This is a genomic window from Enterococcus sp. AMC2644, from assembly GCF_058216475.1.
The window spans coordinates 2055067-2074053 of the sequence record NZ_CM177095.1; the positions used below are offsets into that span (position 1 = coordinate 2055067).

Genomic DNA, 18987 nt, shown 5'->3' on the forward strand with positions numbered 1-18987 from the left:
ATCAAAGGAGGATCTTACATGCTGATTGGATTGATTCTTTTATGCGTATTTGTTGTTAAATATGCTCCCGCAACGAAAAAAGCACGTCGCTTAAGCGGTCTCTATGTAGCATTTATTTATTTGTCATCAATTTTTTTCTTCTATAATCGAGCAAGTATTTCTTGGGACTGGGTGAATGTCTTTCTTCCCCTAACTGGCTTGCCTGCGAGTGCTATTATTGTCGGAACAACAGTTCTTTGTCTTATTAGTGTCATGGGCTATTTTTTTTATTTGCTACGTTCAAAACGAATTAAGAAGACTTATACGTTAACCCGTAAGAATTGGGTGGCTTTTTTATTGTCTGCGACGTTAATTTTTAGTGGCGCATTGGCCTATTCAAGTAGTCGTTGGGCAATGAATGGTATCGGAAACATGCGATTTGATCAGATTGTTTTTGCGATGACGCAACCGTTAAAAGGCAGTGATCCAGGACAAATTCAAGCGTTCATCTTACAACCATTATTAGAAGCCGTCTTGTGGAGTACGCCATTAACCTCATTAATGTATCTCTTCATGACATGCACTGTTCAATTTGGACGAAAGGCAATTAGTCGCCGCGTATTATCAACGCGTTTGGTCTGGATGTTAGGCCTGTTAGGTTTAGTTTTTGGTATTTCGATGAGTGCAAAAGAAATTGGCTATGCGGATATTAAAGCCTATTATTTTGAGAATACGGAGATTTATGAAAACTATTATGTTGATCCTAAAGAGGTTGAACTGAAATTTCCGAAGAAAAAACGAAATTTAGTGTATATTTTCTTAGAATCAATGGAAAGCAGTTATATGTCAACCGACTTAGGTGGTAGTCAAGAATCCAATTTGTTGCCGAATTTATCTACATTATCTGAATCAGCAGGTATTCATTTTTCAAATACCAATCAAGTCGGTGGCGGTATGCTACAAGTACCTGGTGCCAATCAAACAGCAAGTTCTATGGTTGCACAAACTTCAGGCGTGCCTTTACGACCATCTGCTAGCTTTGGTTTATCGGATGGTTCAGGTTCCAACAGTGCCGAATATTTTCCGGGCGCATATTCATTAGGTGAGATTTTAGATAAAGAAGGCTACAATCAAACCTTGTTAATCGGATCAAAAGCGGAATTTGCTGGACGTGACAAATATTTCCAACAACACGGAGAGTATGATATTCGAGACTATCATTGGGCTATTGAACAAGGATTAATTCCCGAAGACTATTACGTTTGGTGGGGCTATGAAGATAATAAACTCTTTGATTTTGCCAAAGATACGTTAGGTGAGTTATCTGCCAAAGACGAACCCTTTAACTTTACGATGTTGACTGCGGATACACATTTTGAGGATGGGTATGCAACAGAGGACACGCCGGATTTGTTTGGTGATCAATACAGCAATGTCATTCATGAATCCGATCGTCAATTAATGGCATTTTTATCTTGGATGAAAGAACAGCCTTTCTATGAAAATACGACGGTCATTTTATGTGGCGATCATTTAACGATGGATAGTGACTTCTTTGATGACTTAGATCCAGAGTATCAGCGAAGTGTGTTCAATCTCTTCTTGAATACCAATAAAAAAACTGTGAATAATCAAAATCGTCAATTTAGTGCGATGGATATGTTCCCAACAACGTTATCTGCACTTGGCGTGAAAATTTCGGGCAATCGCTTAGGTTTAGGGACAAATTTATTTTCTAAAGAACCAACGATTATCGAAAAATTAGGTTACGATACGTTTGAATCTGAACTGATGAAACGTTCAAAATTCTATGACGAAAAATTAATTATGAATGAAGTAACGACTGAGTCAGAATAAAAGAGCTCATCTTGTAAATAGCAAGATGAGTTTTTTCGTTATTTAATCAACAATGCTAGCTTATTTGATAGGCTTCTGCTAAAATGGTAGAGGACGATTTTAAGAACAAAGGAGACGTTAAAACATGATTGCAGCAAGTGATTTGAGAGCTGGTATGACTTTTGTACAAGATGGTAAATTAATTAAAGTATTGGATCAAAGCCACCACAAACCTGGTAAAGGGAATACAGTAATGCGTATGAAACTAAGAGACGTACGTACTGGTGCAACTTACGATACAACTTTCCGTCCTGACGAAAAGTTTGAAAAAGCACATATTGATACAAAAACAGTACAATATCTATATACAATGGAAGATACAGCATACTTCATGGATCTAGAAACATACGATCAATATGAAATCCCAACTGATGTAGTTGCGGAAGAAATGAAATATATTTTGGAAAATATGGAAGTTAAAATCCAATTCTTCGGTTCAGAAGTAATCGGTATTCAATTGCCAAACACAGTTGTTTTACGTGTGGAAGAAACACAACCATCTATTAAAGGTGCGACAGTGACTGGTTCTGGTAAACCAGCGACAATGGAAACTGGTTTAGTTGTAAACGTGCCAGACTTCGTTGAAGCAGGCGAATTATTAGAAATCAATACAGCAGAAGGTACTTACTTAAAACGTGCTGGTAAATAAGACAAATAAACGTTAAGTAGTGAAAACTGCTTAACGTTTTCTTTGTTAGGAGGGGAAACATGGAAATTACTAGTAAAAAACAAGAAGTAGCCATCATTAGTTTATTGAGTATTTTTATTGGGTTAATTGTTGGTGGGGTGGATACACTTTTTGGAAAAGTGTTACTGCTTTTAACTGAATTTCGTGAAGCACATTTTCTTTATCTGATTCCTTTTTTAGCGCCTGTGGGTATGTTGTTTGTTTATTTATTTTTAAATTATGGTAAAAATAGCTCGCAAGGCATGGGATTGATTTTTCAAGTAGGCCACAATGAAGAAAAACTCATTCCGAAACGTTTAACGCCCTTTGTTATTGTCGGAACGTGGTTGACGCATTTATTTGGTGGAAGTGCTGGGCGTGAAGGCGTAGCTGTTCAAGTCGGCGCAACGATTGCTCATTGGCTAGGCAAGGGAATCAAAGGCGTCGATGCTAGTCAGTTTATCGTTATTGGGATGGCAGCGGGTTTTGCTGGTTTATTTCAAACACCTATTGCTGCTAGCTTTTTTGCGATGGAAGTCTTAGTGATTGGAAAATTGCGTTATGATGCGTTGTTACCAACTTTAATTGCTGCTTTTGTCGCAAGTAATACGTCTGCATTTTTAGGATTAGAGAAGTTTTCGGTTGTCTTAGATGTACCAATCACCTTTGATGTTTGGTTTGCACTTAAGTTAATCATTTTAGGCATTGCGTTTGGTTTTAGTGGATGGGCATTTTCAGGTAGTTTAAAATGGATGAAAGGCTTTTTAGTAAAACATATTCCGAATGCGGTTCGTCGTATTGGGATTGTAGGAATTCTTTTAAGTATTTTATTCGTGCTCTTTTTCCAAGGTCGTTATTCAGGACTAGGTACAAACCTCATCAGCTTTAGCTTTAATGGCGGAAATATTGAAGTCTATGACTGGCTGTTGAAATTAATCTTCACGGTACTTACCGTGAGTGCAGGTTTTCAAGGTGGCGAAGTCACTCCTCTTTTTGCAATTGGTGCTTCACTTGGAGTTATTCTAGCACCTGTTTTGGGTATTCCTGTGGTTTTAGCTGCAGCGTTGGGCTATGCTAGTGTTTTTGGCAGTGCCACAAATACGTTACTTGCACCGATGTTAATTGGTGGCGAAGTATTTGGTTTTAATTATTTGCCCTACTTTTTAATTGTTTGTGGCATTGCTTTTATCTGTAATGGGAATCGGAGTATTTATGGCAATCAAAAAATAGGCTAATAGATTGGGGCTTTTGCATTTTATGCAAAGGCCTCAATTTTTTTGCTTTCATCAAAAAATGAAGCGGCAGCTTGTGATATTAGGAAATTGACAAATATCCGAACAATAGAAGATTGATTTGGCGCAACTCATGCTATGTTGTTTGGTTATTTTCGTCTTATTTTTTCTTAGGTCACATGCTCTTTTTGGTTTAAGGTGACTTTAAGGTAACTTTGTATAATCAAAGGTATCACTACATTGAATGGAGGAGTTACCGATGAAAGAAACCGTCTTATTGATTCCAAGTTATCAACCGGATGAACAGACACTCGCTTTTCTGCGAGTGTTAACTGAAGCTAGTACTGTTCCGATTGTTGTTGTTGATGATGGAAGTGGTGAAAAGTATCATTTCTTATTTGAAGAAATGCAAACATTAGGCATTACGGTCTTGTCCTATTCAGAGAATCATGGAAAAGGTTATGCATTGAAACATGGGATGACTTATATTATGGACCACTATCCCTCCGCACGTTGGGTAGTGACAGCCGATAGCGATGGCCAGCATTCGCTAGCTGATATTCAGCAAATGATTGCTCAATATCTCCCGATTTCTGGGGAGCTTTTATTAGGTACACGTCAGTTTAATTTGAAGCAAACACCTTTACGTAGCTGGTTAGGTAATCGCATGACAACGTGTATGTATTATTTATCAACAGGTATTTGGTTAACAGATACGCAAACAGGTTTACGAAAGTTTTCGTTGCATGATATTCCTGAGTTGTTGGTGATTTCAGGGGAACGGTTCGAATATGAAATGAACCAGCTATTAGAACTACCTCATAAAGGGTATCGATTAGCCACCATCCCAATTACCACAGTTTATGAAGAAAATAATCAAGGCTCACATTTTCGAGTGATTCAGGACTCCTTCTTGATTTATCAACCCCTGGTGACTTTTTTGTTTGCATCGCTCTCGTCTTCAATCGTTGATTTAGCATTGTTTCTCCTATTAAGTTTAGTTGTTGGAGAATCAGCTGGCGCATTACTTTTTGCGACATCGTTTGCCCGAATTTTATCTGGTTTTTATAATTACCAAATTAATCGCACGGTAGTTTTTCGTTCGCAGCGTAGTATGCGTCAATCGTTTTGGAAATATGGCATCCTATTTTTGACACAATTGCTTCTTAGCTGGTTAGGTGTTTCATGGTTTAATACGATGCTCTCGTCGGTATTTATTAGCAAGATTCTGGTTGACAGTTGTCTATTTATTGCTAGTTTTATCATTCAACGACGCATGATTTTTGCAAATTAAAGGAGGACATGAGATGAAGCGATGGTTTAAGAAAAAAATGGTCGTCGTCAGCATATTTATTTTTCTTTTGATAAGTGCTGACAGTTATGTGTTATTAAAGGCATTCGTTTTACCCCAAGCCGAAACGGTGATTGCGAGTGAGTCAACGCCGACAAACCAAACGACTGAAACGATTGAAACAACGGAGCCAATTATTACTGAAACAAGTTATTCTGATGAAAACATTCAACTTACGATTGAGGAGCAAGTTGTTAATAATACAACTGTCTATGTAGTGGATATTCAAGTATCTGATCCCAGTTATTTGAAGACCGCTTTGGCACAAAATACGTATGGTCGCAATATTAAGGAAGCAACTTCGACGATTGCCGAAGAAAAGAAGGCGATTTTAGCGATTAATGGTGATTTTTATGGGTTTAGAAGTAGCGGATACGTCTTGCGCAATGGCAATTTATACCGTGAAAGTGGCGTGGATGGACAAGCAGATTTAGTCATTGATGACAATGGCGATCTATCAATTATTGATGAAGGGCAAGTATCGGCACAAGAATTATTAGCTAGTGGTGTTCAACAGGTTTTATCATTTGGTCCAGCTTTAATTGAAAACAGTGAAATTGTAGTAGATACTGCTGCTGAAGTAGGGCAGTCGATGGGGAGTAATCCCAGAACTGCCATTGGACAAATTGGTAAAAATCATTATGTGTTAGTGGTCTCAGATGGTCGCACGGATGAGAGTGAAGGCTTGAGTTTATATCAATTAGCTGAAGTATTCCAACAAGCCGGTGCGACAACAGCCTATAACTTAGATGGGGGCGGTTCAACGACTTTGTACTTCAATGGCCAGGTTGTCAACACGCCCGTGGGTGGTCAAGGAAGCTCGGAACGTTCTGTTAGCGATATTGTGTATTTTGGTTATGAATAGGAGGAAAATCAATGGCTCTAAAAACCATCATTCGTTATGTAATAAGTAGCATTTTCTTAGTTATTTTTCAAGTTGTGTATCATCAATTTAGTCATGGTGTTGTTTCACCAAATTTACGCTATGTTTGGTTAGTTCCGATTGCAGGGCTAATAATCTGGCTAATTGTGGCAAGGGTCAGTCCTCTCAAATTAGCTTTTTTATACCATGCCGGAATAGTAGTCTTAATAAATGGTTTCATCTTACAAGGGATATTAGATATTGCCGGAAGCGACTCTCCGTATATTGTCTTTTATTTTATGGTTAGTTTCTTATTAATTATTCTTGGATTTATACCAATTTTCAAAAAACAAACAGAAAGAAGGCGTGTCTAATGTTATTATTGGTGATGTTTGCGTTTGGTTTATGTTGGATGCTGTTGCCCAAAAGAACCGTAACATAAAAAGTGTGTCTTCAATAAAACGAAGGCACACTTTTTTCGTCTAGAACAGAAAGTGACTGGTTGTTTTTAAGATAAATTTCTTTTTGTTTTCGTGACAACTTTTTAAAGGCTGCTTCGGCTTTCGTTGCCTCACTACGCGAATCAAAGCTTTCAGCGTGAATCATGTGCAAGGGTCGTCGCTTGGCTAAGCGTGTGTATTTGGCGCCTGTTCCGCTATTGTGTTCTGCCAAACGTCGTGCTAAATCAGTTGTATAACCACCATAAAATGTCTGATCCTTACATTCTAAGACATAAAAATAATGTTTATTCGCCATATAACATTTTCCTTGTTTCGGGATTATAGTTGCCGGCTTGGTCATAAGTAATCAGAGGTGGGGATACTTTAAAGCCGTCTAATTTCCCATCTTTAATCCCTTCAATTAGTAAAATATTGGCTTCTTTTCCTTCTTTAGGATAAACGAACTGAATGCGCTTGGGAGCAATGCGATGCCGACGCATGCTTTCGATAATATCGAGGAAACGATCTGGTCGATGAACCATGGCAATTCGTCCGTTTGTTTTTAATAGTCGACTTGAGATAGCAATAACCTCATCTAAATTTGTATGAATTTCATGCCGAGCAATTGCTAAATGGGGATTAGGATTTTTAATTCCTGTCTCAATATTTTTGAAATACGGTGGATTGCATAACAATAAATCCACTGAGTCTCCTTTGATTTTAGTTAATGATTCTTTTAAATCCATAGTATAGACAGTCATTTGTTCCTCAAGTTGATTTAATTGAATACTACGCTTGGCCATATCAGCTAATTTTTCCTGTAATTCAATTTGATAAATTTGGGCGTTTGTTTTACGACTAACAAACAAACCAACGGCACCATTTCCCGCACACAAGTCAACTATTTTTCCTCGCTTGGGGATGGCTGGAAAATTAGCTAACAGGACGGCATCAAGTGAAAAAGAAAAAACGTTGGTACTTTGAATAATTTGAATAGCATCTGCGTATAATTGATCAACTCGTTCGCCTTCGTTTAAATACATACAAGGGACTCCTTTATAATAAAAATAATGAGTTTATTATACGCTATTTTACTGAATATAAAAATATATTGAAAAGGTTTGCATTTTTAATTGCAATTCTCTAAGTCTTATGTTACTATCATTTTTGTAATACGGATTGTTACTGCACGGCAGGCAAAACCAGAACGAACCAAATGTTGTTGGGGGATTCTAGGTTTTTTTTTATTGTATAAAGAGAGGTTACCATGATTATTAATAAAATTTTGAATAATAATGTTGTTCTTTCTAGCAATGAGGCCGGTGAAGAAATAATTCTAATGGGCCGAGGGTTAGCTTTTAAGAAGAAGGTTGGAGATGAAATCGATCCGGCATTTGTTCAGAAAGAATTTATATTAAAAGATTCTTTTACAGGGCATCAAATGCAGCAACTGTTTTCAGATATTCCTAGTGATGAAATTGATACGGTCAAAAAAATAGTGGATATGATTGAAGCCGATTTAAATATAGAGTTTTCGACTAATATTTATATAACGCTGACAGACCATATTCATTATGCGCTTGTTCGATCAAAAGAAGGAATTGAAATGCCAAACCCGCTTTTATTGGAGACGCAAAGGTTTTATCCAAAAGAGTTTGCGGCTGCTCAAAAAGCGTTGAGTCTAGTTGAAAAAGATTTAGGTGTCCGGTTGCCTGAAACAGAAGCAGGTTTTGTTGCCTTTCATATTGTTAATAGTCATCAGGGCAATGACAATATGCAGACAACTATGAAAATGACAGAAATCGTTCGCGATATTTTAACGATTATTACTCGTTATTTTGGAAAAACACTAGATACGCAATCATTGAACTATCATCGCATCGTGACACATTTACAATATTTTGCCCAACGTTATTTAAATGATGAGCTATCAGATGAACAAGATGAATTTTTATTTGCTTTAGTACAATCGAAATATCCAAAAGCATTTCAAACGGTTCAACGAATTAATGACTATTTAATTAAGACTTATGGGAAACCATTAGGCCAATCAGAAATGATTTATTTGACGATTCATATCGAACGTGTTGTATCAGATAAATAAAAACATTCAATCATATAGGATTGTTACTGGCAGACAGGCAAAACCTAGATTGAAAATAGAGATCGAAAATGACTATTTTTCGTACTCTTTTTTCAGTCTAGGTTTTTTTGCATAGAAAAATATAGATAAAGGAGCGAAAGAAAATGAGTAAAAATAGTGAAATTGCTGCTCGCGTCTTGGAGGCTGTTGGCGGTAAAGAAAATGTGGAAAGTGTGGTTCATTGTGCAACTCGTCTACGTTTTGTTTTAAATGATGAAGGAAAGGCTGATACAGAGCGTTTAAAACAAGACAATGATGTCATTCAAGTTGTGCAAAGTGGTGGACAATATCAAGTTGTTATTGGAAGTCATGTGAGTGATGTCTACCAAGCATTAACCTCACTAGCTAATTTTGGTGGGGATGAGGTCGCTAAATCAGATAGAAAAAAAGGGAATATTTTTAATCAATTTGTTGACATTATTTCGTCTATTTTTACACCTTTTCTAGGAGCGATGGCCGGAGCTGGGGTCCTAAAAGGCTTCTTGACATTGGCGGTGACGCTAAACTGGCTTTCAGCTGAATCTGGCGTTTATGTTATTTTGTTCTCAATTGCCGATGGGTTATTTACTTATTTACCAATCCTTCTAGCAGTGACAGCAGCGAATAAATTTAAAACGAGTCCATTTTTAGCGATGGCTTTAGCGATGGCATTGGTTCATCCTTCAATTACCGCTTTAGCAGGTGCTGGTGAAAGTATTTCCTTCTTTGGCATCCCAGTTATTTTAGGCTTAAGTGGCTATACGTCATCTGTGATTCCAATTATTTTAGCGGTTTATGTTCAAAGTTATGTCGAACGCTTTTTCAAGAAAGTTGTTCCTGGTTTCTTACAAATTATTGTGGTACCATTATTGGTTTTTCTAATTATGGCACCGGTGACATTTATTGTCATTGGTCCTTTAGGTACAATTGTTGGTGACTGGTTAGGTTCTGCTTATAATGGTATCTATAACTTTAGTCCACTTGTTGCTGGAGCTGTTATGGGTGGCTTATGGCAAGTCTTTGTGATGTTCGGTATGCATTGGGGCTTTGTGCCAATTATGATGGTAAACTTAGGTCAAGCTGGTTTTGAGACGATGGTTCCTATGTTACTACCCGCAGTCTTAGCACAAGGTGGCGCTGCATTAGCTGTCTTCTTTATCACAAAGAGTGTCAAACTAAAAGGATTAGCACTTTCTTCAACGATTACCGCTCTTTTTGGCATTACCGAACCAACTGTATATGGGGTTACCCTTCCATTGAAAAAACCATTTATCGCCGCTTGTATTTCAGGAGCAATTGGTGGGGCTTTTATCGGTTTTAGTAATGTATCAAACTATACATTTGGTTTAGTCAGCGTTTTGAGTTTACCAGGATTTATTCCTCAAGATACAAAAGATATGTCAGGAATGATTGCAGCTGCAATTGGTACGGCCGGTGCTTTCGTATTAGCCTTCATTCTAACGTATATTCTTCGTTTTGATGATCCAGTCGAAGCAGCAATTGCAAAACCTAAAGCACCAGTAACAACTGAAAAGAAAGCTAAAGAACGTATAGTATTAGTTAGTCCTTTAGAAGGGAAAATCGTTCCTTTATCAGAAGTTCCAGATCCAGTTTTTGCTTCAGGTACATTAGGAAAAGGTGTTGCGATTGAACCGATTGTTGGGAAACTATTTGCTCCAGCAGATGGAACGATTACGACATTATTTCCAACAGGTCATGCAGTCGGTTTAACAACGACTGACGGTGCAGAAATTTTAATGCACATCGGGATGGATACAGTGAGTCTGGATGGTGAAGGTTTTGAAACTGCTGTTAAACAAGGGGATTTTGTTAAACAAGGCGAGCTATTAGTTTCATTTGATATTGAAAAAATTAAAGCAGCGGGCTTACCAATTATTACACCAGTTGTTGTTACTAATACAAGTGACTATTTAGATGTCTTAGATATGGATCAAACAGAAATTTTATCAGGTGAAGATTTCTTAACCATTGTTCCTAATTAAACAAAAGAATAATTTCAGGCAGCAATGTCTGAAATTATTTTTTTTCATTTATTAAGAAACAAAATAATTGTCATAATGATAGGGATAGAAAACGAACTTATTCTTTATTTTGTTGCTAGAAATTTTGTAGAATGAACATGTAAAAAAATATTGTATTTATTAGAAAGTAGAAAAAACTTGTCAACAGCGTTTTTTTTCTGCATACTACATTTAATGAGTATGAAAGGAACGAGCGTATGTTTTTTACATTTATGCGTGGCGTTGTACGCGTCATTTTATTTATCGTAAATGGGAATGCTCGCTATGAGCAAAGAGAGTTACTACCCAACGATGAAAATTATATTTTAGTTGCACCACACCGTACTTGGTGGGATCCTTTGTATTTGGCGGTGGCAGCCCGACCTAAAAAATTTGCTTTTATGGCAAAAGAAGAATTATTTAAAAATCCGATTTTACGCTTTATTTTGGTGAAAGCCAATGCATTTGCTGTGAAACGTGATAAACCAGGGCCGAGTGCGATTAAAACACCTGTCAAAATTTTGAAAGATACTGATTTAAGCTTAATTATGTTTCCAAGTGGAACGAGACATTCGACTGCTTTAAAAGGTGGTATGGCAGTGATTGCTAAGATGGCTAAAGTTCGTGTTGTTCCCTCTATTTATCAGGGACCACTGACATTAAAAGACTTATTTAAGCGTAAGCGTGTAACCGTTCGTTTTGGGGAACCGATTGATTTAAGCGACATCAAAAAGATGAACGATGAAGGATTAGCCGAAGTGGAGCGTCGTATTCAAGCCGCGTTTGATCAGTTAGACAAAGAAGTTAATCCAAATTTTCATTACGAACCAAACAAATAAATCACTAGGCATCTTGGCTTTTGCTGAGATGCTTTTTTCTTTAGAGACAAAGCGCAGAAAGTGTTATAATAATGAGAAGAACATTTTTAAGAGGTGAAATGCGTGCGATTTTTACATACAGCCGATTGGCATATTGGCAAAAAACTTCATGGCTATGATTTATTAGCAGACCAACGGGATAGTATTGAAAAAATCATACATATAGCCACAATAGAAGCGGTGGATGCCATTGTTATTGCTGGTGATTTGTATGATCGTTCTGTTCCTAGTGTGGAAGCCGTTGAAATGCTCAATCAAAAATTAATCGAAATCAATCTTGAGAAGAAAATTCCAATTTTAGCTATTTCAGGGAATCATGATTCGAGTGGACGTTTAGCAACAGGTGTTCCCTGGTTTAAACAAACTGATTTTTATTTGCATACGCAATTGAGTGAAGCTTTTCATCCTATTGAAATGGCGGACACCCAATTTTTCCTTTTACCTTATTTTGAGCCGATTGCTGCTCGTTTATATTTTGAGGATGAACAGCTGACAACGATTCAAGCAGCTATGGAACGAGTGATTACTGAGATGGTGACAGCATTTGATGATCAGAAGAAACATGTTTTAGTTACGCATTTTTTCATTGCTGGTGGTTTACGAACAGACTCAGAAACACCCATTCAAGTAGGGGGCTTAAACAGTGTTCCCTATGAATTGCTAGAGGTATTTGATTATGTTGCCTTAGGGCACTTGCATTCAAAAAATGCTTTGAAAAAAGAGAAGGTTCGCTATAGTGGATCACCATTAAAGTTTTCTTTATCGGAAATTAATGATGAAAAAGGCGTTTGGCTTGTCGATACCGATGAAAAAACACCGGAGTTTCATAAATTACAGCCATTACGTGATATCCAGCAGATGGAAGCTTCATTTGATGAACTATTACAACCAACTTTTTATCAAAACGTCAATCGCGAGCAATTTTGGCAAATTTCGTTAACTGATCGGTCGGTGATTCCTAATATGATGAATCAATTACGAGAGGTCTATCCGTATATTTTAAGCGTCGAACGTTTGAATGGTCGTGAAACATCACAACCATTTCATGAACGGCAACGTGAACAAAATCCCCAACAAATCATTACCAATTTTTTTGAAGAAATTACGGGGGATGCGTTGACTGAAAAGCAAGTCAAATGGTTAGCAGAAGGATTACAAACAGCATTAGATACAGAAAAGAGGGACTAACATGCAGCCGCGAACATTAACAATGAAAAATTTTGGACCATTTATTCATGAGTCAGTGGATTTTGGCGATTTTCAAGAGGCAGGTCTCTTTTTAATTAGTGGAAAAACTGGTGCCGGGAAGACTACAATTTTTGATGGTATGACGTTTGCTTTATTTGGTGAAACTTCAGGACAACTCCGTTCAGGAAAAGAAATGCGTTCGATGTTTGCCACGCCAGAAGAAGAAACCTGTGTGACTTTTTGTTTTGAACATCAAGGCTTCTTTTATGAAATTGCCCGCTCACCTGAACAAGAAGTTCAGAAAAAACGTGGTGAGGGTACGAAAAAACAAACAGCCAAGGTTCGTTTAACGATTTATAATGGGCAAATGGAAGAACAGAAACAGTATACCAAACGTACTGAGGTCGATCAGTTTATCAAAGATTTGTTGAATGTCGATGCAAAACAATTTTTCCAAATTATCTTATTGCCCCAAGGAGAGTTTCGTAATTTTTTAATTGCTTCTAGTAATGAAAAAGAAAAATTGTTACGCAATTTATTTGGTACCGAATTGTATCAACGTCTCAATGATTGGCTTCGACAAAAGCAAAAGGCTATGGATCAATCATTAAGTAAAAAACAACATCAAATAGAGGCTTTAGTCCCACGTTTCCAATGGGTAGAAGAAAAGAAAGCTTTCGTTTCCGTGCAAGAAACTGTGGATGATTGGCAAGCTGATATTGCGCAATTAGTCGAACGTCAAAAAAAATTAGACGAAGCTTTTGAACTAGCTAAAGGCAAAAAAAAACAAGCAGAAACGGCCTTATATACAGGGCAAGAACAGTTAAAGTTATTTAATGAACAAACTGAATTAACGGATAGACTGACCGCATTAGATACACAAAATGCCGAAATGCAAACAGTAAAAGCGACCATTGATCGCTTATCTTGGGTGGATAAACATGTCAATTTATTACACAACTTAGAAGAATCTCGAAAAGAACATACGACAATTGATGCGCAGTTGGTAGAGCTGACCGCTGCGTTAAGTGTGAATAAACAAGCCAAGGATGATTGGAAAACTGAACAAGCGACAATGAATCAGTTACAAGAACAAGTAGTGATGCAACAAAAAACAATTCAACAATTAGAAAGTTTGTTGCCCTTAGCAAAAAGAATTGAACAGTTACAAGGAGAAGAACGCACTTACCAGCAAGACCTAGCAGAACTACAAGTGCAGGTGAGTGACTATCAAGAACAACAAAATTGTCTTGAGGCAGCCCGTGATTTGACTATTTCAGCAGAAAAAGAGGCTTTGCAAGCAAAAGAGCTTCAACTTGTTCAATTCAAGGATAAAGTCAAGCGCTGGGAAGAGGAACAACAACAATTAGCTACTATCAAGCAACAAGCGCAAGAGAATGAACAAGCAATCCAAAATAATCAAGCAGCATTAGTCGTTCTTGAAAAAGCAATCGCAGAACTCGGTGAGTTGTTTAAGCAACATCAAAGTGATTACGCCAAACTACAAATTGCGCGTTTACAATTGTTACTAGTTGATGGGGAGCCTTGCCCTGTTTGTGGTTCAACAGAGCACATTCATGAAGAAACGCCGCTATCTGAAAAGGAGCTTAAAGCAAGCGAGCGTATATTTGAAAAAACGACGCAGCTGCTACGAGCAAAAGAAGACGAACATCAGACAATGAGGTATAAGCAACAAACCTTGCAAGAAAAGCAAAAGGAATTAGAGGAACAAAAGGTCAAAAGCCAAAATAGTTGTACGGTACTTCATCAAGAAATGGAAAAACTTTTAAATGAGAAGATTGCCAATCCAAGTGAACGATTATTGGTTTTCTGTAAGGACCTTGATCAACAAATAGACACCTTGAATCAGAAGGTTACTGAGCAACAAAGGATTGAAAAACAGTTAAGTGAGCTAGCAGAAAAGCATCAGGTAGTCACTCAGGAATTTCAAACACTTGAACAAACCTTACAACCTATTTCACTTGAGATTCAAACTCTGCAAAAACAAGTAAACGACCAAACACAGACGGAATTGATGGCGAAAATAGCTGAATGGCAACATCAAGAAGCCACTTGTCAAGAGCGTTTAACAACTCACCAGCTGCAAGGTAGCAAACTGAATGAGGAATTCATTAGCTTAAATGAACGATACCAACAACAAACAAAACAACTCCAAACGATTGTTACGAAAGAGCGCGAACAAGAACAAAAATTACAACAAGCTTTGGCTGCAGGTGTATTTGATTCAGAAGAAGCGATGCGCTTAGCCTGTGAAGAAATGGCTACTTTGCCAAGCTTGCAAGAAAAATGGTCGTCTTATAATCAAGAGATGACAGTAATCAAAAGTCGTTTGCATGATTTAGCCGCTCTGATTGTTGACAAGCAACCCAATATAACTGACTTAGAAGCCCAATATGAAGAAGCTGAACAAGAATTAGCAGCTTTCCAAACACAAAGTGTCCAACACAAGGGAATCTTACAAAATAATCGCCAATTGTTGGAAGAATTACAAGTATTAGCGCAACAATCGTCAGAGCAATTAACCGAAATGACGCAACTTCAGCAGTTAGCTCAAACGTTAAATGGTGATAATCCTGAAAAAATTAGTATTGAACGTTATGTGTTACAATCATTCTTAGCAGAGATTTTAGCAGTTGCGAATCAACGACTTAACAAGTTGACAAGAGGTCGCTATCAATTTTTATTAGCAGATAAAAAAGGCAGTTACCGTAGTTCAACCGGTTTAGAAATTAATATTTATGATGATAATGCTGGTATGAGTCGACGTGCACATACCTTATCAGGTGGCGAAAGTTTTATTGCTGCTCTAGCTTTAGCATTATCGTTAGCTGATGTAATTCAAAACCGTGCGGGGGGAATTGCCATTGAAGCACTTTTCATTGATGAAGGATTTGGTTCATTGGATGAAGAATCGCTGGAAATGGCGATGGAAGCTTTAGAAATTATTGAAAATGAAGGACGAATGATTGGAATTATCAGTCACGTCAGAGAATTAAAAGATCGCATTCAGCAGCAATTAATTGTCCAAGCGAATGGCAGCGGTCAAAGCCATATTAAGAGTCAAGTGGTGTAGCGGGGAGGAATAAATGATATGAAATGGAGTATTCCAGAAAAAATCATCGAAAAAGCAAGAACCTATCTAAATGATGGGCGGGTATTATCGGTAACTCCTGATCCAGAAAATCAAGTATGGCATGCAGAAGTTTTAGGTAGTGAATTGTATCGAGTGGATCTTGATACGAGTGCTAAAGAAGAAGACTATTGTCAATGTCCATATTGGGAAGAGCATCGTTATTGCAAACATACAGTGGCCGTTGAGCTTTATTTGCGTAAAGAAGGAAAAACACGAATGATTCCTAAAAGTGAGGTCCAAAAAATCGAAGCTTTTTCACCTTCTGTTATGTTTTCGAATGGCTTTCATCGTCTAGCAAATGAACCAGAACGAAAAACGCAGCCACTTGCAATTGAATGCCAATTAGATAGTTTGCCGACCAATCCGTATCGCTATGAATTAGATGTTTTAGGTATTTCTTTAAAAATTGGTGAACGCAATGGTCGAAGTTACGTTGTTAAAAATATTTATAAATTTTTACAAGTATATGATGAGGAAAAATTGTATGTGGCGAATAAGCAAAATAGTTTTTCGCTCGCACATCAGGCATTTGATGAAGCAACCAATGAATTTTTAATGCGTCTTTCTCACTTATCACAAACACAACAATTAATGGGGCAAGCAGGCATTCAAGTGAAAGGGAAACTTGATAAAAAATATCTTTTATTACCTGTTGAATCAGCCCGTGAATTAGTTGAACAAATGATAGAATTTCCATTTTTACTACAAACGGAACAGGAGAAGCTTCGCCTGTTACACTTTACCGATGAGCAGCAACCGTTGCGTTTTTCGTTAGCACGCGTGGAAGAACAATTTGAATTACGTATTGAACAAGATTTTGATCTTGTTTATAAATATTATGGTTGGGGCATTGTGAATGGACAAGTGTATGCTTTAAGCGTCAAAGATTTTGATATTTATTTAACGATGGAACAATTACTAAAACGGTTGGAAAACCCAGTGATTGCTTATCCAAAGCATGAATTATCCATTCTCTTTAAACAAGTGTTACCTTTCTTACGTAAAATTGGTGAAGTGCATATTTCAGAAGAGGTTTATAATTATATTAGTGATGAGAAGTTACACGTTATTTTCTATCTGAAAAAACGTCAAGGGAATATTGATATGCGGGCCGATTATGTTTATGGGGATGTGGTCTACTCCACTGACGAAGCCCATCAAGTTGTTCCTGACAATCATGCCGAAGTCTTACGTGATTATAAACAAGAGCAACGCATTGAACTACTAGCAAAAAGTTTAGATTTCGAACGAACGAAAACTGGTTGGCAAAAACCATTACCAGAAGGGGAAGCCCTTTATCGCTTCTTCACTCGTGAGTTGTCCTTTTTACGTCAATCAGGTGATATTCGTATGGGAAAAAAACTACGAGAACGTTATCTAGATGGTCGCAAATTCCAACCACAGATTGAGGTGCGGGAAGCAGGCTCTTGGTTAGATGTAAGTTTTGATATTTCAGGAATCGCTCAAAATGAAATTGATGAAGTGTTACAAAGTTTGTTGCGTAGCGACCAATTTTATACCATGGAAAATGGACAAATTTTAGCATTAGATTCAGAAGAATTTCAAGAGACTAGTCGAATTTTAGCGCAATTACGTGAAAATATCCAAACGGAAAAAGGGGTTGCCAAAATTCCTCTTAACCAAGGTTTACAGCTTCAGCAGCAGTTGGCTGATCGGGCACATTTCAGTGAAGGCTTTGACAAAATGGTAGTGGATTTGACACATCCAGAAGCTTACAATACAGAGCTACCACAAAATTTACAAGCAGAGCTTCGTGAATATCAAGTTGCTGGTTTCCGATGGTTAAAAATGTTAAGTCACTATCAATTTGGTGGAATTTTAGCAGATGAGATGGGGCTAGGGAAAACGTTACAAACGATTAGTTATTTGCTATCAGAAAAAGAAGAACATCAAACCATTCAAGTATTAATTGTAGCACCAGCGAGTTTGACGTATAACTGGTATCAAGAAATTAAGAAGTTTGCGCCTACGTTGCGAACAATTGTGGTCAGTGGGAATAAAGATGAGCGGGAACACATTATGAATCAACAAGCCGATATTTGGATTACGTCTTATGCCAGTTTACGTCAAGACGTTGAGCAATATCGCAAACGTGAGATAGGCTATTTGATTTTAGATGAAGCTCAAATGGTTAAAAATAGTAGCACTAAAACGGCTCAAGCTTTACGTTCATTAAAAGTTGACCATCGCTTTGCTTTGAGTGGTACTCCGATTGAAAATAATTTAGAAGAATTATGGGCGCTATTCCAAATGATTATGCCGGGATTTTTCCCAAGTAAACAGCGTTACCGAGAATTATCTACGGAGCAAATTGCTGGGATGATTCAACCCTTTATCTTACGTCGGGATAAGCGAACAGTGTTAAAAGATTTGCCGGAAAAAATTGAAACAAACTATTACAGTGCATTAACTGAAGAGCAAAAAACAGTTTATTTGGCTTATTTACGCCAAATGCGCGAAGAAATTTCAAGTATGGATTCCGCAACATTTAAGAAAAATCGAATTAGCATTCTTGCAGGCTTAACACGTCTGCGCCAAATCTGCTGTGATCCGAAATTATTTATTGAAGACTACGCAGGTGGCTCAGGAAAACTTGAGCAGGTCAAAGACTTGATTCAGGCTGCCAAAGAAAATAATCGTCGGGTGTTATTGTTCTCACAATTTACTAGCATGTTATCGATTATTGAAGAGGAATTAAATGAATTAGGGTTAGAAACATTTTATTTGAGAGGCAGTACGCCGCCAAAAGAACGAATTGAAATGGTGGATGCCTTCAATGAAGGTGAAAAAGATGTCTTCTTGATTTCCTTAAAAGCTGGAGGAACCGGATTGAATTTAACTGGTGCGGACACAGTTATTTTGTATGATCTATGGTGGAACCCAGCAGTTGAGGAACAAGCAGCTGGACGTGCGCATCGCATCGGACAAAAACGTGTGGTTGAAGTTTGGCGCATGATTGCTGAAGGAACGATTGAAGAACGAATGAACTCTTTACAGCAAGAAAAACGCGAACTATTCCAGCGTGTTATTCAAGGAAATGAAACACAACTTCAACAAATGACTGAAGATGATATTCGCTTAATTTTAAGTGTTGGCGAAGAATAAACAAACACACCAAAATGACACGCTCATTTTGGTGTGTTTTTTACTTTCTAGCAAAAAGACTACTTACAAAA

General features: G+C 37.5%; 13 protein-coding genes and 2 pseudogenes. 13 read left to right on the plus strand and 2 right to left on the minus strand.

Annotated elements, in window-relative coordinates:
* Positions 1–18: 18 nt before the first annotated feature.
* From AC4BC5_RS09945 to AC4BC5_RS09970, 6 genes are all read left to right on the plus strand, one after another.
* Complete coding sequence (locus AC4BC5_RS09945; RefSeq protein WP_490495245.1) at positions 19–1836, plus strand: LTA synthase family protein; 1818 nt, start codon at positions 19–21, stop codon at positions 1834–1836.
* 124 nt (positions 1837–1960) lie between these two features.
* Complete coding sequence (gene efp / locus AC4BC5_RS09950; RefSeq protein ID WP_490495246.1) at positions 1961–2524, plus strand: elongation factor P; 564 nt, start codon at positions 1961–1963, stop codon at positions 2522–2524.
* A gap of 59 nt (positions 2525–2583) precedes the next feature.
* A complete protein-coding gene (locus AC4BC5_RS09955; RefSeq protein WP_490495247.1) occupies positions 2584–3777 on the plus strand; it encodes a chloride channel protein in 1194 nt (397 codons plus the stop codon).
* Positions 3778–4033: 256 nt separating this feature from the next.
* Complete coding sequence (locus AC4BC5_RS09960) at positions 4034–5068, plus strand: GtrA family protein (RefSeq protein ID WP_490495248.1); 1035 nt, start codon at positions 4034–4036, stop codon at positions 5066–5068.
* 13 nt (positions 5069–5081) lie between these two features.
* A complete protein-coding gene (locus tag AC4BC5_RS09965) occupies positions 5082–5990 on the plus strand; it encodes a phosphodiester glycosidase family protein (protein WP_490495249.1) in 909 nt (302 codons plus the stop codon).
* Positions 5991–6001: 11 nt separating this feature from the next.
* A complete protein-coding gene (locus AC4BC5_RS09970) occupies positions 6002–6361 on the plus strand; it encodes a hypothetical protein (RefSeq protein WP_490495250.1) in 360 nt (119 codons plus the stop codon).
* A 79-nt stretch (positions 6362–6440) separates the two neighbouring features.
* On the opposite strand, the gene AC4BC5_RS09975 is transcribed toward AC4BC5_RS09970, so the two are convergent.
* Both AC4BC5_RS09975 and AC4BC5_RS09980 read right to left on the minus strand, forming a co-directional pair.
* The gene (locus AC4BC5_RS09975; RefSeq protein WP_490495251.1) at positions 6441–6743 is read right to left on the minus strand and encodes a GIY-YIG nuclease family protein; all 303 of its coding nucleotides are present in this window, start codon (positions 6741–6743) and stop codon (positions 6441–6443) included.
* Entirely contained in the window at positions 6733–7470 is a 738-nt protein-coding gene (locus AC4BC5_RS09980; RefSeq protein WP_490495252.1) for a tRNA1(Val) (adenine(37)-N6)-methyltransferase, read from the minus strand. The genes AC4BC5_RS09975 and AC4BC5_RS09980 overlap by 11 nt, the downstream gene beginning before the upstream one ends.
* A 224-nt stretch (positions 7471–7694) precedes the next feature.
* On the opposite strand from AC4BC5_RS09980, the gene licT reads away from it, so the two are divergent.
* From licT to AC4BC5_RS10015, 7 genes and pseudogenes are all read left to right on the plus strand, one after another.
* Positions 7695–8531: a BglG family transcription antiterminator LicT gene (gene licT / locus AC4BC5_RS09985; RefSeq protein WP_490495253.1), complete on the plus strand. Its 837-nt coding sequence runs from the start codon at positions 7695–7697 to the stop codon at positions 8529–8531.
* A 143-nt stretch (positions 8532–8674) separates the two neighbouring features.
* Positions 8675–10552, plus strand: coding sequence for a beta-glucoside-specific PTS transporter subunit IIABC (locus tag AC4BC5_RS09990; protein WP_490495254.1), 1878 nt, complete (start codon positions 8675–8677; stop codon positions 10550–10552).
* Between the two features lie 236 nt (positions 10553–10788).
* Positions 10789–11409 carry a lysophospholipid acyltransferase family protein gene (locus tag AC4BC5_RS09995; protein ID WP_490495255.1) on the plus strand — a complete coding sequence of 207 codons (621 nt, stop codon included), beginning with the start codon at positions 10789–10791 and terminating at the stop codon, positions 11407–11409.
* Positions 11410–11511: 102 nt separating this feature from the next.
* The gene (locus AC4BC5_RS10000) at positions 11512–12636 is read left to right on the plus strand and encodes an exonuclease SbcCD subunit D (protein ID WP_490495256.1); all 1125 of its coding nucleotides are present in this window, start codon (positions 11512–11514) and stop codon (positions 12634–12636) included.
* A 1-nt stretch (position 12637) separates the two neighbouring features.
* Positions 12638–14209, plus strand: a pseudogene (locus AC4BC5_RS10005) (AAA family ATPase); the annotation flags it as partial.
* A gap of 921 nt (positions 14210–15130) precedes the next feature.
* Positions 15131–15730, plus strand: a pseudogene (locus tag AC4BC5_RS10010) (SbcC/MukB-like Walker B domain-containing protein); the annotation flags it as partial.
* A gap of 18 nt (positions 15731–15748) precedes the next feature.
* Positions 15749–18916 (plus strand): DEAD/DEAH box helicase, encoded by a 3168-nt coding sequence (locus tag AC4BC5_RS10015; protein ID WP_490495257.1) that lies wholly within the window; start codon positions 15749–15751, stop codon positions 18914–18916.
* Positions 18917–18987: the final 71 nt, after the last annotated feature.

Coding starts and splice junctions, on each gene's coding strand:
- AC4BC5_RS09945 (WP_490495245.1), top strand. CDS start 19: ATGCTGATTGGATTGATTCTTTTATGCGTATTTGTTGTTAAATATGCT.
- efp (WP_490495246.1), top strand. CDS start 1,961: ATGATTGCAGCAAGTGATTTGAGAGCTGGTATGACTTTTGTACAAGAT.
- AC4BC5_RS09955 (WP_490495247.1), top strand. CDS start 2,584: ATGGAAATTACTAGTAAAAAACAAGAAGTAGCCATCATTAGTTTATTG.
- AC4BC5_RS09960 (WP_490495248.1), top strand. CDS start 4,034: ATGAAAGAAACCGTCTTATTGATTCCAAGTTATCAACCGGATGAACAG.
- AC4BC5_RS09965 (WP_490495249.1), top strand. CDS start 5,082: ATGAAGCGATGGTTTAAGAAAAAAATGGTCGTCGTCAGCATATTTATT.
- AC4BC5_RS09970 (WP_490495250.1), top strand. CDS start 6,002: ATGGCTCTAAAAACCATCATTCGTTATGTAATAAGTAGCATTTTCTTA.
- AC4BC5_RS09975 (WP_490495251.1), bottom strand. CDS start 6,743: ATGGCGAATAAACATTATTTTTATGTCTTAGAATGTAAGGATCAGACA.
- AC4BC5_RS09980 (WP_490495252.1), bottom strand. CDS start 7,470: ATGTATTTAAACGAAGGCGAACGAGTTGATCAATTATACGCAGATGCT.
- licT (WP_490495253.1), top strand. CDS start 7,695: ATGATTATTAATAAAATTTTGAATAATAATGTTGTTCTTTCTAGCAAT.
- AC4BC5_RS09990 (WP_490495254.1), top strand. CDS start 8,675: ATGAGTAAAAATAGTGAAATTGCTGCTCGCGTCTTGGAGGCTGTTGGC.
- AC4BC5_RS09995 (WP_490495255.1), top strand. CDS start 10,789: ATGTTTTTTACATTTATGCGTGGCGTTGTACGCGTCATTTTATTTATC.
- AC4BC5_RS10015 (WP_490495257.1), top strand. CDS start 15,749: ATGAAATGGAGTATTCCAGAAAAAATCATCGAAAAAGCAAGAACCTAT.